The following is a 13,785-nucleotide window of genomic DNA, read 5'->3' as shown; positions in this document are numbered from 1 at the left end:
CAAACTCCGGATACTAAGGCTAACCGGGTACCTGATAGATGCGCTGGGTTTATTATTCCATAAATATCGGGCTATATTGTTTACAAGGTAAGGCTGCTAAAAATAGCGGCGGCAAAATAGGAAGCATCTTTTAGTTACTAGTACCAAATGGATTTACTGCCTGCCATAAAAAAACGCTCGCTCCACATCCTCGCTCATTCCTCTTGATTTGTGTATATACTCTAGGTCAGGGCACAGACCCAGGAGATGGAGGCAAAAAGCGGTTTATGTTTTATATGGTATAGCTCTTATGAGAGTTGATATAAAAGCTATTAGACTATTTAAGCAGGGTAAAGAAAAACCAGGCAAACCACCTGGCTTTTATAACGAAGGCGCGTTAAAACGAATCTTTATTATCTTTCCCAATGCCGGCTCCGGCTATTGCGATTACCCTCCTGCCTCTGATCACGTTGTTTGTTCCGGAACCGGTTATCATTATCGCGGAACCGGTTATCATTATCGCGGAAGCGGTTATTAGGGTCGTTGCGGTAACGATTATCGGAGTCGTTCCGGAACCGGTTATCAGAATCATAGCGTTCATCCCGTGGCCTGTTGTCTATCCGGTCCTTTTGCCGGCGGTAATACGGCTCGGGCCGGTTACGGTATTGGTCGCGCCGGTAGTCTTGGTCCCGGGTAGCGTAGCGGGGCTGGTTGTATTGCGGGTGGCCTAAATTGCCAAAGTAACGGGCATCGCGGCTATCGCGGATTACGGGCTGGCCCATTCTGCCGCGGTAATGTCCGTAGTCTCTCCTATAACGGTCGTGGTATTGGTAGGGGCGCGGTTCATTCATAACTACTTTGTAGCCCCGGTAAAAATCGTAATAACGCAAATGCGGTGGCAAAACGCGGGAGTACACCCAATGCCGGTTTACAAAGTATACATATTGCTGCGTCGGGACATGGTAATAAATATCAATATCCGGCAAGTAATAATATTCTACGTAATCATATCCGACCGGGCCCCAAACGGGCTGGCTGCTAATATTTATAACCGATAACTGGGCGGCGGCAGGTAAGGTCAGGGTTACACCAAGCAGTAACCCGGCTGCAATAAAAAACTTTTTCATGAGCGTTGGCAGGTGCGGATTTAACAGTCTCACCTGATTTTATAAATTCAAGCATCATGCCAGTAACTTAATATTTACCGCTATTTTAAATTAAGTTAAAGGCCCGCGCATACTGCGAAAGCTCATAGGCCGACTCGGCATTTAATTTTTGCCGGATGTTCCGTCGGTGCGTTTCGGCAGTAGCTGTGGCAATAAATAATTCATTCGCAATTTCCGTAGCACTTTTCCCCATCGCCAGCAGTTTTAATATCTGCTTTTCTCTGTTAGAGAGTTGCGAAAATTGGTGAAAATGCTTTCTCAGAAAATTATTCTCTTCCAGTAACCTCCCCACTTTTGCCGAAATATGGTGTTTTGTATCAATGGGGATGGCTATGCTTATTAATAACAGCGGTTTTCCGGCATCGTCCCACATTAATATTTTCGTAGTGGAGGCATGCCAGGTCCAGTTTTGCTGATTCCGGCCTCTTACCTGCTGAAATAAAGCCAGACTTTCGTGATTGTTGTTTCGTTCGAGTAAACCAATCATCTGGGGCACATACATCTCCGATTCTTCGGGGTTGAAGAAATTTTTGTGGTAATCCGGTCCCATTTCGATAAGCTCTTCTAAGGTCACGCCCAACTCTTGGGTTCCGCGCGGCGACATATAAACCACTGACAAATTGCGGATATCATGAATAATGATGACGCCGGGCAAGTCATTGGCTACCGAAGCTATTGCGTCAATTTTGTTTTGTATTCTTTGTTCTAGTGGCGTTGAAATAGGATGCTGTTCAGAATCGGTTAAACTCATGCTTGTACTGCTGGAACCCGGATTAAGCTTTATTAATTCTGTAATTTAGAATAAAAATGTATTTAACAATTATGATTTTTAAAGAAATAATATGGCCTGGCTGATACTGCTTGATAACCAAAAGGTTAATTTTAGACCGGAATAAGAAGGTCTTTGTTTAACTAATTTGGGCAGTTTGCCACTAAGAATCCAATTGTACCGGACCTGATTCTGGTTTCGCCCTTTAAGCTTCTAAACAGTTCCAGGCAGTCCTCATTTTATTTAGAATTTAATTAAAGCCCGTTTCTGAGATAATATTTAAAGAGATGATTGTTTTAACCTCCCAGAGCATTTAACAACTGATGAATGTAATTTTATTTATAAAAAATTTAACACTGTTTATCAATTAATTGTGATAATGGTAGTGGTGAGTTTAAGATAATATAAGATATATGGCATATAATTTGCCTCCGTTTTTTTACTGAACTCAAAATAAAACTATGAAACTAACTTTATTCACCTCCCTGTTACTATTTGCGGTTTGTTTGTTTTCCGGATGCGACCAATCAGATGATGTTACCCCGGAACCAACCGTTTTTGTTAATACCTTCAACGGAAAGATATTCGGCGAACCGACTGTTTATGCTTCGGGTAAAGATAATTTTCAAGCACGTTCGGGTTTGTGGCAGGGCGGCGGCGAATCTTTTGCCGAGATTGGTTTAGAAACGCCTAGTCAGACCGCCGGTGACCTGCAATTAGTCGTAAATTCCAAAATCATAGCCAGTCCTTTAACATCCGAGCGATCTAAAGAATTATTTGCTGTTGGTGCTAAATCTGGTGAGGGTAATTTTGCCGGCTTTCATGTAGTTTTTCGCAGGAATGGGCAAACCTACAGTACGGTAGGCGGCGATCAACCCGTGAATTTTCTGGAAGTAACTAAACTGGAAGAACTGCCTACCGACCCGCGGTACCAGGAATTTAACTTTAAAGTAGTGTTTAAGATTAATGGTAATCTGTACCAATACGGCGCCCCGCACGGGTATGCCGGTAAAATAGAAAATGGTGAGCTGGTAGCTTATTATTTACGGTAATAATTTTAATCTACAATTCTATATTTAAGCACGAAGCCATCCGATAAAACAGCTGGCTTTTATTTTGTACATATTCTGTATTCTTTATTAAAATACCTATGCAAAAGGCAGGATAGTTTTTATAACAAATTGTAAATGCCTGAACTAAGTTTTCTAATAAAGTTAATTCTTGCTTATCCGGATCATGAAAAAATATTTTCGTCCTTTTTACCGGCTGGCAGCTCCGGGAAGTTTTGCCAGATCAACCTGGGGCGGCGTATTGGCTAATGTTCTTTTGTACGTAGTTTTCAGAGGCGTAAAGTCGTTGAAAAAGCCACAGTTTTTCAGATAGAACGTGGTCTTAAATAAGCCGCCGGCGTAATCGAGGCGGTAGCGTTTATTGGCGGTATTATCGCCGGTTAGGCGGGCTTCAGCCAGCTCCAGCCACTGGCCCTGCGGGGTGCGTAGCCACTGGTTACCAAAATACACCTGCCGGGAAATATTGCCGGTTTCGGGGATAAAGTTTTCTAAGAACGAGTGGAGGCGCTTTAAATAAGTATTTGTCTGGGGCCGGCTGAAGCTGGCTATTAACATCCAATTTACAGTTTCAGGATTATAAAAATATGCGGTATAGGTGGTGTAATTGTTTGCGGTGGGTTGCCCGTGCAGCAGAAATTTATAAGTAGTGCCGGCTCTCCAGTTAAACTTTAAATAACTCTGTCCGCCGGAACCTTCGTTGCCAAACTCGCCGGTATACACCCCGGCACCCTTGCCCAGTAGCTTAATTTTCTGGTCCTCCGGAATTTTAGTCGGGTCATCGGTTTGGAAAGGGCTCCAGACCGAAAACAGAATGCGCCGCTCGGTGGGCGAATTTACCTGGATACCGAAATAGCCCTCGGCAAAACCATTGGCCATAAAATAAGAACCCATTACGTCGGCGCCCGGTGGTACGGTAATTTCATTATAAAACCATTCGGCGGTGGTATTCTCCGGCACCGGGTAGTTCAGGTGGACCGACGGCCCCCGGCGACCCCAGTAAAAAAAGTTGCCTTCGTTGTTTTTTACGAAAGCAGTATTTTCATCTACCGCTTCGCCGGCAATTTTTAAGCTGGCCACTTCGGCAAATTGGTCGCCGGTTTTAGTTAAACCGGTTAATTGAATAGCCAGGTAACCAGGAGCCTTTACTTGCCATTCGCCTACGTAATAATCCTGCCAGGAACTGCCGGTAATATCTATTTCGCGGGATTTACCGCGTAAAGTAATCCGGAGGCGGCTTTTGCCGGTGGGTACCTGCAGGTGCAGCCATAGTTTCAGGTTGCCCGGTTTGTCTACCCGTACGTAAGCGGTAAAAGTATTTTCGGAATCTGTCCACTGCGTAATACCGGTTTTTTCTATCCGGCCACCGGCCTTACCGGCACCCGATTTCCAGGCATTGCCGCCCAAGGGAACTTCCGAGGCTGAAGCAGGTGCCACTGGCGTTTTGGCGTTTGACTGGGCTAAACAATTTTGCTGACAGTGAATATTTAGAATAATAACGGTGATCAGGAACTGAAATATTAGTCTTCTCACAAGGACGGATTTAAGTGTGTTTTAGCGGTAATTACGGGAATGAAATCAACTTTATTTAATCTTCTACATTGCGATAATAATGGACCTGTTGAGCCTTTTATGAAATGAGAGGAACCGTTGCCCTGGTTTCGTGTTTTCACCAGTCAGTAGATGTCAGAAGTACTGGAATTGGCAGTGGAAATACCACCATTGGCGATAAATTCTGTTCAAAACAAAAATACGAAACAGCTTTACGCCCTTACAACTTATCTCTTACAACTTCCTTAATAGCATTTATTCTTCCTTTAGCAACCGCTCTAAAATTTCCTGCGCCGCCACGCTAATTACCGTACCCGGACCAAATATTCCAGCTACGCCGGCCTCTTTTAAAAACCCGTAATCCTGCGCCGGAATTACGCCGCCTACAATCACTAATATATCTTCCCGGTCCAGCTTTTTTAGTTCGGCTATTAATTGCGGCACCAAGGTTTTATGGCCGGCAGCCAGGCTGCTGATGCCAACTACGTGCACATCGTTTTCGGCGGCTTGCATGGCTACTTCTTCCGGCGTCTGGAATAAGGGTCCAATGTCTACGTCGAAACCTAAATCGGCGAAGGAAGTGGAGATTACTTTGGCGCCGCGGTCGTGGCCGTCCTGGCCCATTTTGGCTACCATAATGCGGGGCCGGCGGCCTTCCAGATCGGCAAATTTATCGGCTAATGCCTGGGCTTTCTTAAAGTTTTCGTCGTCGGATAGTTCGGCTGAATATACGCCGGATATGGCTCTGGTCACGGCTCGGTGTCTCCCGTATATTTTTTCTAAAGCGGTGGATATTTCGCCTAAGGTAGCACGTTTACGGGCCGCCTGGATGGTTAAGGCCAATAAATTACTGCTGTTGCTGCGGGCGGCTTCGGTTAGGTTATTTAAAGCAGCCTCTACTTCGGTCTGGTTCCGGTTTTCTTTTAGATGCTTAAGGCGTTGCAACTGGGCTTCGCGGACGGCAGTGTTATCAATATCCAATATTTCAATCAGGAAATCATCCAGTGCATCCGACCGAAATTTATTTACCCCCACAATTACGTCTTTACCCGAATCGATGCGGGCCTGGCGACGAGCGGCAGCTTCCTCGATGCGCATCTTAGGTAAACCGGTTTCAATGGCTTGGGCCATGCCACCGAGTTCTTCCACTTCCTGTATCAATGCCCAGGCTTTGTGGGCCAGTTCGTGGGTGAGGGCCTCCACGTAGTACGAGCCGCCCCAGGGGTCTACGGTTTTGGTAATGTGGGTTTCGTGCTGCAAATACAGCTGGGTGTTACGGGCTATGCGAGCCGAAAAATCGGTGGGCAGGGCAATGGCTTCGTCGAGGGCATTGGTGTGCAAACTTTGGGTGCCACCCAAAGCAGCGGCCAGGGCTTCCACGGTGGTACGGGCCACGTTGTTAAACGGGTCTTGTTCGGTTAAGCTCCAGCCGGAGGTTTGGCAATGTGTGCGCAACATCAGCGATTTTTCGTTCTGCGGGTTAAATTGCTTGATAAGTTTGGCCCACAACATCCGGGCGGCGCGCATTTTCGCAATTTCCATAAAATGATTCATGCCAATGGCCCAGAAAAACGAAAGCCGCGGGGCAAACGCATCAATATCCAAACCGGCCTTTAAACCGGTGCGCACGTATTCCAAACCATCAGCCAGCGTATAGGCCAGTTCCTGGTCAGCGGTGGCGCCCGCTTCCTGCATGTGGTACCCGCTAATACTAATGGAGTTAAATTTGGGCATGTGCTGGGAAGTGTAAGCGAAAATATCCGAAATAATGCGCATACTGGGTCCGGGCGGATAGATATAAGTATTACGCACCATAAACTCTTTTAATATATCGTTCTGGATGGTGCCACTGAGTTTCTCCTGCGGAACTCCTTGTTCTTCGGCCGCTACAATATAAAACGCCAGAATGGGCAAAACGGCGCCGTTCATGGTCATGGAAACACTCATCTGATCCAGCGGAATCTGGTCAAATAATATTTTCATGTCCAGGATAGAATCAATCGCTACGCCGGCTTTGCCCACATCGCCAACTACACGGGGGTGGTCGGAGTCGTAGCCCCGGTGGGTAGCTAAATCAAAGGCGACGGATAAGCCTTTCTGGCCGCCGGCTAAGTTGCGGCGGTAAAAGGCGTTGCTTTCTTCGGCGGTGCTAAAGCCGGCGTATTGCCGGATGGTCCAGGGATTTTTAACGTACATGGTGCTGTACGGCCCGCGCAGATACGGCGGCAGACCGGCCGCAAAACCCAGGTGCTCAAAATGAGCTGTATCGGCTGCTGTATAAAAGTTCTGCAACGGAATTTGCTCGTGCGTTTGCCACGTTTGGGGTTTTATGGCCGCTCCGGGCGGATTTACACCCGCGGTTAATTCTTTAAAATCTATCTTCGAAAAGTCGAGTTTCACTTTAAATTTAATTATGAATTAGAAATTAAAAACTAGAACAAGGCGTGTTTCAAAACTACACCGCTCACAACTTTGCCGCTCACTTTCAATCCTTCTAATGCTGGTGTAACTGCCATTATTTGTACTTTTTTTGAATTTTTGAAATCGCTTTCGCCATTCCATCGGCCAGCCGGCTAAAACCCAAATCAGTTAAATGTACGCCATCTACGGTATTTTCGCCATCGGGGCCGGTCAGGTTTTTATTTTCGAGATAATACAAGTCTTTTATGCCGGCCGCTTTCAGGTTTTTGTAAGCTACCTGTAAATTAATATTTTTATCTTTCACCAGCTTGCCCACCCGGGTATCTATCCAGGCGTGGTCGTAAAGAATATTTTCTACCAGTAGAATAGGCGTGCCCGGTTTCCGGTTCCGGAGTTCCTTCACAAAGGCTTCGGTCTTCGGAGTTACATCTTCGGGTTGTAAATTGGGCAGGCAATCCAGCACGTATAAGCCGGCATCCACTTCGGCCAGTAACCGGGCCAGTGGCAAATCGAGCTTGCCGTTGCCGGAGAATCCCAGGTTAATGGTTTCGCGGTTTAAGGTGCGGCCCAGAATGGCCGGGTAAGCCATACCGGCCCGGGTAGCGCAAGCACCCTGCGTAATGGAGGTGCCGTAAAAAACAATTTTCTTTAAATTTTCTTCCGGTACCGGTGCAAAGGTTGCGCCTTTATCTACGCCTATAAAAACCGAATCAACGCCATCGTACAGCGGCAGGTATAATAAAAAGTCTTTGGCGCCGGCTGTCATATTCGAAACCAGCAACTCATCGTTTATCTTTATCTTTTCATTAGCCTTGTTAGCCGGTTTGCCCACGCCCGCCCAGGCCCAGCCTTTCGGTCCTTTTACGTACAAATCCACGCCTTTTACGGCCGTGGCTGCCATGTGGCTGAGGTTATTATCGTACCGGAGGTACCACTTTACACGGATGCGCTGGGTATTAGAAGTAAACCGGACGTTTAACCCAGCTGAATTATGACTTAAATTCCAAACTGCACCCGGAATCTCGCTTTTAATCCGGCCGGGTAGCCGGTCGTACGGATGTTCCAGGTCTTTCCAGCCCTGGCCGTTTATTTTTAAGCGCCGCAAATTATGCCAGTCGGTTTGTTCATCAGCCGCTGCAACTACTTTTTTTAATTGGGTAGTTTTTGGGGTACTGGCGGAAGTGATGGTAAATAAAAACAACACCAGGAGGTATTTCCCAATAGTTAAAAGATGCCTGTTCATTTTTATTCAGCTTAAAGCGGGTACTGCCATTTTATTTTTTAGGGGCAATTTAACTATTAAGCCCATCCCGGCTTTATTAATTTACAGAAACCTTCATATTTAATTAACCGGGCCAGCAATTACAGAATGCCCCAATGGGGCCGTTTAGAGAATAATTTGCGGGGAAAAAGGCGTTAAAACGTATAACCCGGATTTCCTGATTAATACCGGCGCCTTTACCACAGATTTAAATTAATTGGTACTATAATTTTTGTGCCCTATCTTTGCGCCCAGATTGGTGATTGGTCCGGCTCCGCGCCGGGTTAATCTTAAAAGGGAATCAGGTGAAATACCTGGGCTGTTCCCGCAACTGTAATCTTCTTTAAAAGTTAGTTAACTCCTTTTGCCACTGTTCTGTAACCAGAATGGGAAGGCCAGACTAACCGAAGAAAGCCAGGAGACCTGCCATCTGTTTTTTTTGTTCAAGCTTTCGGGTAAAAAGCGGCGAATGTTTCTGCAGGATATTTCTTTTTCTGGTTAACACAGCTACGCTATACCCATTGCTTTTGATTTAAACTATTGTTTAGCAAAAATTAATGGCGCGCTGGGTTTACTTTTATTTTCTGCTTTGCTGGTTAGGCCTCCCGGCTGCCCGGGCGCAGACAGATTCGTTAAGCGGAAAAGATTTACGGGAAGTTCAGGTTTTTGGCCGGCCCATAACCCGCTACGCGGCCGGTAGCCGGGTTACCACCCTCGATAGTACCTTTTTGCAACTGCAAAATAGCAGTACCCTGGCGGAGGCACTACAATTTCGGACCCCCATTTACCTTAAAAGTTATGGACAAAGCATGTTGGCAACGGCGGCTTTCCGGGGCACCTCGGCCAGCCAGACCGCCGTTTTGTGGCATGGCTTTAACATCAATTCCCCTACTTTGGGCCAGACCGATTTCTCCAATATTCCGGTTAATGGTTTTAACCAGGCTACGGTCCAGCACGGTTCGGCCGGGGCAGTTTACGGTACGGGAGCAATTGGCGGGGCCGTTTTATTAACTGCTGCCGAAAACCAACCCAACGGATTACAACTACTCGCGCAGCAGGATTTTGGGTCGTTTGGTTACAATTATTCCAGCTTGGGAGGAAGCTACGGAAACGCCAAATTGAAGCTGCAAACAACAGTTTATCAGCAACAATCCCGTAATGATTTCCCGTTCCGGAATTCTACTAAGTTCGGCCACCCCACCGAAAAACAGGAAAATGCTGCTTTACTGGGCCGTGGTATAACCCAGGATGCCACCCTGAAAATAAACCCCCGCAACACGTTAGCTTTCCACGGCTGGTATACCTTCAGCGATAACGAGAGCCAGCCCAACATGGTAGCGGCCAACACCCAGGCCCGCCTGCAAAACGAAAACCTGCGCCTGATGACGGCCTGGCAGCATCAATCCAAACTGGGCAATACTGCAGTTAAGGCAGCTTTTTTTAATGATTTTATGCATTACCAGGACGTTAATAACAACTCTTTAACGGAAGTAAAAACCTACCAAACCCAGGCCGAACACGATGTTATGCTAAAAGAAAAGCTTAGTATGAAGGTAGGGGCGGAGGCGCAATATTTTGCGGCGGATGTATCGGGTTACGGCAGAGCCGTTTCGGAAAAGCGAGCTGCTGCTTTTGGCTGGCTGCGTTACAATATTTTTTCCCGGCTTCAGCTTAGCACCAATATTCGGCAAAGCTTTATTAAGGGCTTTAATCCACCGCTGGCGCCTACCGTTGGCATCAATTATTATGTAATTGATAAACCGGCGGGCAGTTTAATCTTAAAAGGAAACATTAGCCGGGGCTACCGGGTGCCTACGCTCAACGACCGGTTCTGGCCCACCGGCAACACCCATTTAATTCCGGAAGCCAGTTGGAGCTACGAAGGCGGACTAAAACACCAGCTAAAAGCAGGACAATTCCAGCTCAGTACCGAAGCTACGCTTTACCACCTCGATGTAGATAACTGGATTCAGTGGGTGCCCAACTTAACCGGGCAATGGCAACCGCAAAACCTAAAGAAAGTTACCAGCCGGGGCCTGGAACTCAGCACCGAAGCCTCTTACGGACGGAATAGTTTAAAATTAACCGCAGGCGGCACGTATGCTTATACCCATACCGAGCAGAGGAGAAGCTACCAAGCTTCCGGCGAACCGCTTAACCGGCAACTGATTTACGTGCCTAAACATACCGCTACCGGCTTCGGCAATATTTATTACAAAAGCTGGCTGGGCTCGGCCAATCTAAACTTTACCGGCTACCGCTACACTACCGCCGAAAACGACCGTTGGCTGCCTTCTTTTGCTTTGCTTAACCTGATGGTTGGGAAAACCTTTGTGCTTCAGCGCTACCAAATTCAAATTATAGGCAAAGTAAATAATGCGACTAACCAGGTGTACCAAACCATGGAATATTACGCCATGCCGCAACGCCACTACGGCCTTAGCCTGCGCTTTAAGTTTAATTAACCTCTTATTATTTTATTCGCTTACAAAACTATTATGAAAAAAACACAACCCGTTAAACGCTTTTTCCTGAATTCGGTACTGGCAGCAGCTGCCCTCTGCTTTACCGCTTGCGATCCTGATTCCGGGCCGGCCATTCCCAAAGGCGCCTACGAAAAAGGCGTTTTTATTCTGAACGAAGGTAATTTCCAGAAAGGCAATAGCACCGTTAGTTTCTACGACCGTGATACGAAAACTGTACTGCCGGATATATTTAGCCCGGTAAATAGCCGTCCGCTCGGCGATGTAGCGCAGTCCATCAGTGCCCATAACGACCGCGCTTATATAGTGGTAAATAACAGCAATAAAGTAGAAGTTGCAGATATAAATACTTTTGAGAGTTTAGGAAGTATTTCGGGCTTAGCCATGCCCCGCTATTTTGCTGTAGCTAATAATAAAGGATATGTAACCGAATGGATTAATTACGGCATTAAAGGCCGGGTTTCTGTAATTGATTTAAGCACGAACACCGTTATTAAAACCATTGAAGTAGGCACCATGCCAGAGAATTTACTTTCTTTTAAAAATAAAGTTTACGTAGCAAATACCAGCGATAATACCATCTCGGTTATAAATGCCGCTACGGATGCAGTAGAAACCACTATTACTTTAGCCGAGGCCCCGAACAGCCTGGTACTGGACGCGAAAGATAAAATTTGGGTTTTAGCCGGCGGCAAAAAAAGCTATAAACCGGATTTCACGGTCGATGAAAACAAAAGCACCGTTGGCAATCTCATCCGGCTGAACCCTGCCAATAACGCGGTAGAACTAACATTGCCTTTTGCCTCGCGCAAAGATTCGCCGGGGCAATTAAAAATAAACGGCGCTAAAAACAAATTATATTACCGCTATGCCGGCAAAATATACCAGTTCGATATTGCGGCTACCGCTTTACCGGCCACTGCCCTGATTAACCGTAATTTCTATGGCTTAGGTGTAGACCCGGCAACCGATATGATTTATGGCGCCGATGCGGGCTTTTTTACCGCTAACGGCAAAGTTATCCGCTACAGCCCGGGTGGTGCGGCGCAGGATTCCTTTCAGGTGGGCATCGGGCCAAATTCTTTTTTATTCCGGTAAAATATACGCTTCTTAAGTGGAGGTGCCGGACTTCTTTTAGTTGTTTGTTTGTGTGTGTACAAAAGCCACCCCAAGGTGGCTTTTGTTTTATTAAACTTATTTAGTCTCACTTAGCCAGGTTCTGGCATCCCGCAGATCGCCGAAAACCCGCATCTCAAAAATACCCACCGCGTTCCGGTGCATATCCCTCGCCGACATCTCGGCCAGGGTGTTGGGCGTAACTACGTGGGCAAAATATTTAAGCCCGGCACCAATGGCCTGGGGCATCCATTCTTTCTTAATCCAGGTATTGGCGTGGTCCCAGGGGCCGGAAACCTGGCTGTTATCGTTTAAGATGCGGCTGCAGTGGTGCTCCCGCAAGTTGGTAAGGCAAGCCTGGGCACCGGATACTACATTATCAAAAGTCTGGTAGCCCTTCCAGTAGTTATATACCCAATCATGGCGCAGGTCGTATTCTGTAGAAAAGAAAACAATACCCATGGCATTCAGTAATTCGGTTTTCATTTGGTAAAAATTAGATTAGAACTACCAATCGGGAAAAGGCTTTCAACTACGCTGGTACTTGCTGTAGTATAAATAAATATAGGCAATTATCGCTTTTATTGCAACTACAATATAAGAAATTAGACTTTAACCTGTATTGCTGCCTGCAACCCCACCAGCCCCCTTCCGGCAATATTTTTTTCCGCTGCGATTAGTTTAGATGAATCCTTGATTTATTTGAACAGCTAATTAAATTTGTATAATGAGGTGGCTAAGATTTTGCTTTTTTATAAGCTTCTGTGTTCTATTAAATGCGCCGGTGTCGGCGCAAAAGCAAACGAATATCTGGTATTTCGGGCAGAAAGCGGGTCTCGATTTTAGCAATGGTAATCCGGTGCCCCTGACCAACAGCCAAATGAATACCGAAGAAGGTTGTGCCGTTATTTCCGACCACGAAGGAAAGTTGCTGTTCTACACCAACGGCCTTTACGTCTGGAACCGGAACCACCGGCAAATGCCCAACGGGAATAAATTAATGGGCCACCGATCTTCTACCCAATCGGCTATTATCGTGCCCAAGCCCGGCAGCAGCAACTTTTATTATATTTTCACCACCGACTTACAATCGCAGGCTTACGGGTTGCGCTATTCGCTCGTAGATATGAACCGCCAGGACGGCCTGGGCGACGTGATGGATAAGAATATTTTTAAAACCTCGCCTATTGCCGAAAAAATTACCGCTGTAAAGCATCAGAATAACCGCGATTATTGGGTAATTGCGCATAAATGGAACTCCGATGCTTTTGTCGCTTACCTGGTTTCGGAAAGAGGGGTGAGCATAGACCCGGTCATTACCAATATTGGTACTACCTACCGGGGCAAGGGCAGTGCCGCCATTGGCTGCATGAAAGCTTCGCCGGACGGCCGGAAAATTGGCGTAGCGGTCTGGCGCGATTTTAACCGGTTCGAAGTTTTTGATTTTGATAATGCTACCGGCATGCTTTCGAACCGGATAACCATAGAACCTTACCCGGAAGCTTACGGGTTGGAGTTTTCGCCGGACGGCAGTAAATTGTATGGTACCACCAACGGCATTGCCGGTGTAGATCCGCAGCTCTGGCAATTTAATTTAAACGCCGGCAATAAATTAGCCATTAATAATTCGGCCATACTCATTGCTACCTCTACCAGCGACAAAATAGGGGCCCTGCAACTGGCGCCCGATGGGAAAATTTACCTGGCCCGGCAGGACCAGAATTACCTGGGCGTTATTCATTTGCCCAATGCCGGGGGGTGGTCCTGCCGGTACGTCGATCAGGGCCTTTCGCTGGGCGAACGCAAATGTAAACTCGGCCTGCCCAATTTTGTAACAAGCTACTTCAGTCATTTAAATAAAGGGCCCGAATAAGCTGGGGTACGTACATGAAGACCTACCTAAAACCGCCTACGCTGCGGTTTTTACCAGCCAACTGATTTTGCTGCTCACAGGAGAGCAACAAGACAACTA

10 protein-coding genes and 1 riboswitch are annotated in these 13,785 nt (G+C 46.7%); of the genes, 4 read left to right on the top strand and 6 right to left on the bottom strand.

Features of this window, described 5'->3' with window-relative positions:
- Nucleotides 1–392 precede the first annotated feature (392 nt).
- Both AAE02nite_RS01025 and AAE02nite_RS01020 read right to left on the bottom strand, forming a co-directional pair.
- Nucleotides 393–1,106 (bottom strand): hypothetical protein, encoded by a 714-nt coding sequence (locus AAE02nite_RS01025; protein WP_146894573.1) that lies wholly within the window; start codon nt 1,104–1,106, stop codon nt 393–395.
- A gap of 85 nt (nt 1,107–1,191) precedes the next feature.
- Complete coding sequence (locus AAE02nite_RS01020) at nt 1,192–1,896, bottom strand: helix-turn-helix transcriptional regulator (protein WP_146894572.1); 705 nt, start codon at nt 1,894–1,896, stop codon at nt 1,192–1,194.
- Between the two features lie 479 nt (nt 1,897–2,375).
- On the opposite strand from AAE02nite_RS01020, the gene AAE02nite_RS01015 reads away from it, so the two are divergent.
- On the top strand, nt 2,376–2,966 hold the full coding sequence (locus AAE02nite_RS01015; RefSeq protein WP_146894571.1) for a hypothetical protein: 591 nt from the start codon (nt 2,376–2,378) through the stop codon (nt 2,964–2,966).
- A 207-nt stretch (nt 2,967–3,173) separates the two neighbouring features.
- On the opposite strand, the gene AAE02nite_RS01010 is transcribed toward AAE02nite_RS01015, so the two are convergent.
- The 3 genes from AAE02nite_RS01010 to AAE02nite_RS01000 form a co-directional block, all read right to left on the bottom strand.
- Entirely contained in the window at nt 3,174–4,514 is a 1,341-nt protein-coding gene (locus tag AAE02nite_RS01010; RefSeq protein ID WP_246150707.1) for a DUF3472 domain-containing protein, read from the bottom strand.
- Nucleotides 4,515–4,787: 273 nt separating this feature from the next.
- Nucleotides 4,788–6,932 (bottom strand): methylmalonyl-CoA mutase, encoded by a 2,145-nt coding sequence (gene scpA / locus AAE02nite_RS01005; RefSeq protein ID WP_174761894.1) that lies wholly within the window; start codon nt 6,930–6,932, stop codon nt 4,788–4,790.
- A gap of 115 nt (nt 6,933–7,047) precedes the next feature.
- Nucleotides 7,048–8,196 (bottom strand): SGNH/GDSL hydrolase family protein, encoded by a 1,149-nt coding sequence (locus tag AAE02nite_RS01000; protein WP_146894569.1) that lies wholly within the window; start codon nt 8,194–8,196, stop codon nt 7,048–7,050.
- Between the two features lie 258 nt (nt 8,197–8,454).
- Nucleotides 8,455–8,659, top strand: a riboswitch (cobalamin riboswitch).
- Between the two features lie 112 nt (nt 8,660–8,771).
- Here AAE02nite_RS01000 and AAE02nite_RS00995 point away from each other — a divergent pair.
- Both AAE02nite_RS00995 and AAE02nite_RS00990 read left to right on the top strand, forming a co-directional pair.
- Nucleotides 8,772–10,679: a TonB-dependent receptor plug domain-containing protein gene (locus tag AAE02nite_RS00995; RefSeq protein WP_146894568.1), complete on the top strand. Its 1,908-nt coding sequence runs from the start codon at nt 8,772–8,774 to the stop codon at nt 10,677–10,679.
- Between the two features lie 33 nt (nt 10,680–10,712).
- On the top strand, nt 10,713–11,795 hold the full coding sequence (locus AAE02nite_RS00990) for a YncE family protein (RefSeq protein WP_146894567.1): 1,083 nt from the start codon (nt 10,713–10,715) through the stop codon (nt 11,793–11,795).
- Between the two features lie 96 nt (nt 11,796–11,891).
- On the opposite strand, the gene AAE02nite_RS00985 is transcribed toward AAE02nite_RS00990, so the two are convergent.
- Nucleotides 11,892–12,299, bottom strand: coding sequence for an STAS/SEC14 domain-containing protein (locus AAE02nite_RS00985; RefSeq protein ID WP_146894566.1), 408 nt, complete (start codon nt 12,297–12,299; stop codon nt 11,892–11,894).
- Between the two features lie 241 nt (nt 12,300–12,540).
- On the opposite strand from AAE02nite_RS00985, the gene AAE02nite_RS00980 reads away from it, so the two are divergent.
- Nucleotides 12,541–13,686, top strand: a complete 1,146-nt coding sequence (locus tag AAE02nite_RS00980) for a hypothetical protein (protein ID WP_146894565.1) — start codon at nt 12,541–12,543, stop codon at nt 13,684–13,686.
- Nucleotides 13,687–13,785 lie beyond the last annotated feature (99 nt).

The organism is Adhaeribacter aerolatus (assembly GCF_007991635.1).
GTDB lineage: Bacteria > Bacteroidota > Bacteroidia > Cytophagales > Hymenobacteraceae > Adhaeribacter > Adhaeribacter aerolatus.
Note: the sequence above shows the minus strand (reverse complement) of the source record. Positions and strands in the feature narration are given on the sequence as shown.

Bases quoted from the DNA above. Each gene is read 5' to 3' on its own strand.
- AAE02nite_RS01025 (WP_146894573.1), bottom strand. From the start codon at position 1,106: ATGAAAAAGTTTTTTATTGCAGCCGGGTTACTGCTTGGTGTAACCCTG.
- AAE02nite_RS01020 (WP_146894572.1), bottom strand. From the start codon at position 1,896: ATGAGTTTAACCGATTCTGAACAGCATCCTATTTCAACGCCACTAGAA.
- AAE02nite_RS01015 (WP_146894571.1), top strand. From the start codon at position 2,376: ATGAAACTAACTTTATTCACCTCCCTGTTACTATTTGCGGTTTGTTTG.
- AAE02nite_RS01000 (WP_146894569.1), bottom strand. From the start codon at position 8,196: ATGAACAGGCATCTTTTAACTATTGGGAAATACCTCCTGGTGTTGTTT.
- AAE02nite_RS00995 (WP_146894568.1), top strand. From the start codon at position 8,772: ATGGCGCGCTGGGTTTACTTTTATTTTCTGCTTTGCTGGTTAGGCCTC.
- AAE02nite_RS00990 (WP_146894567.1), top strand. From the start codon at position 10,713: ATGAAAAAAACACAACCCGTTAAACGCTTTTTCCTGAATTCGGTACTG.
- AAE02nite_RS00985 (WP_146894566.1), bottom strand. From the start codon at position 12,299: ATGAAAACCGAATTACTGAATGCCATGGGTATTGTTTTCTTTTCTACA.
- AAE02nite_RS00980 (WP_146894565.1), top strand. From the start codon at position 12,541: ATGAGGTGGCTAAGATTTTGCTTTTTTATAAGCTTCTGTGTTCTATTA.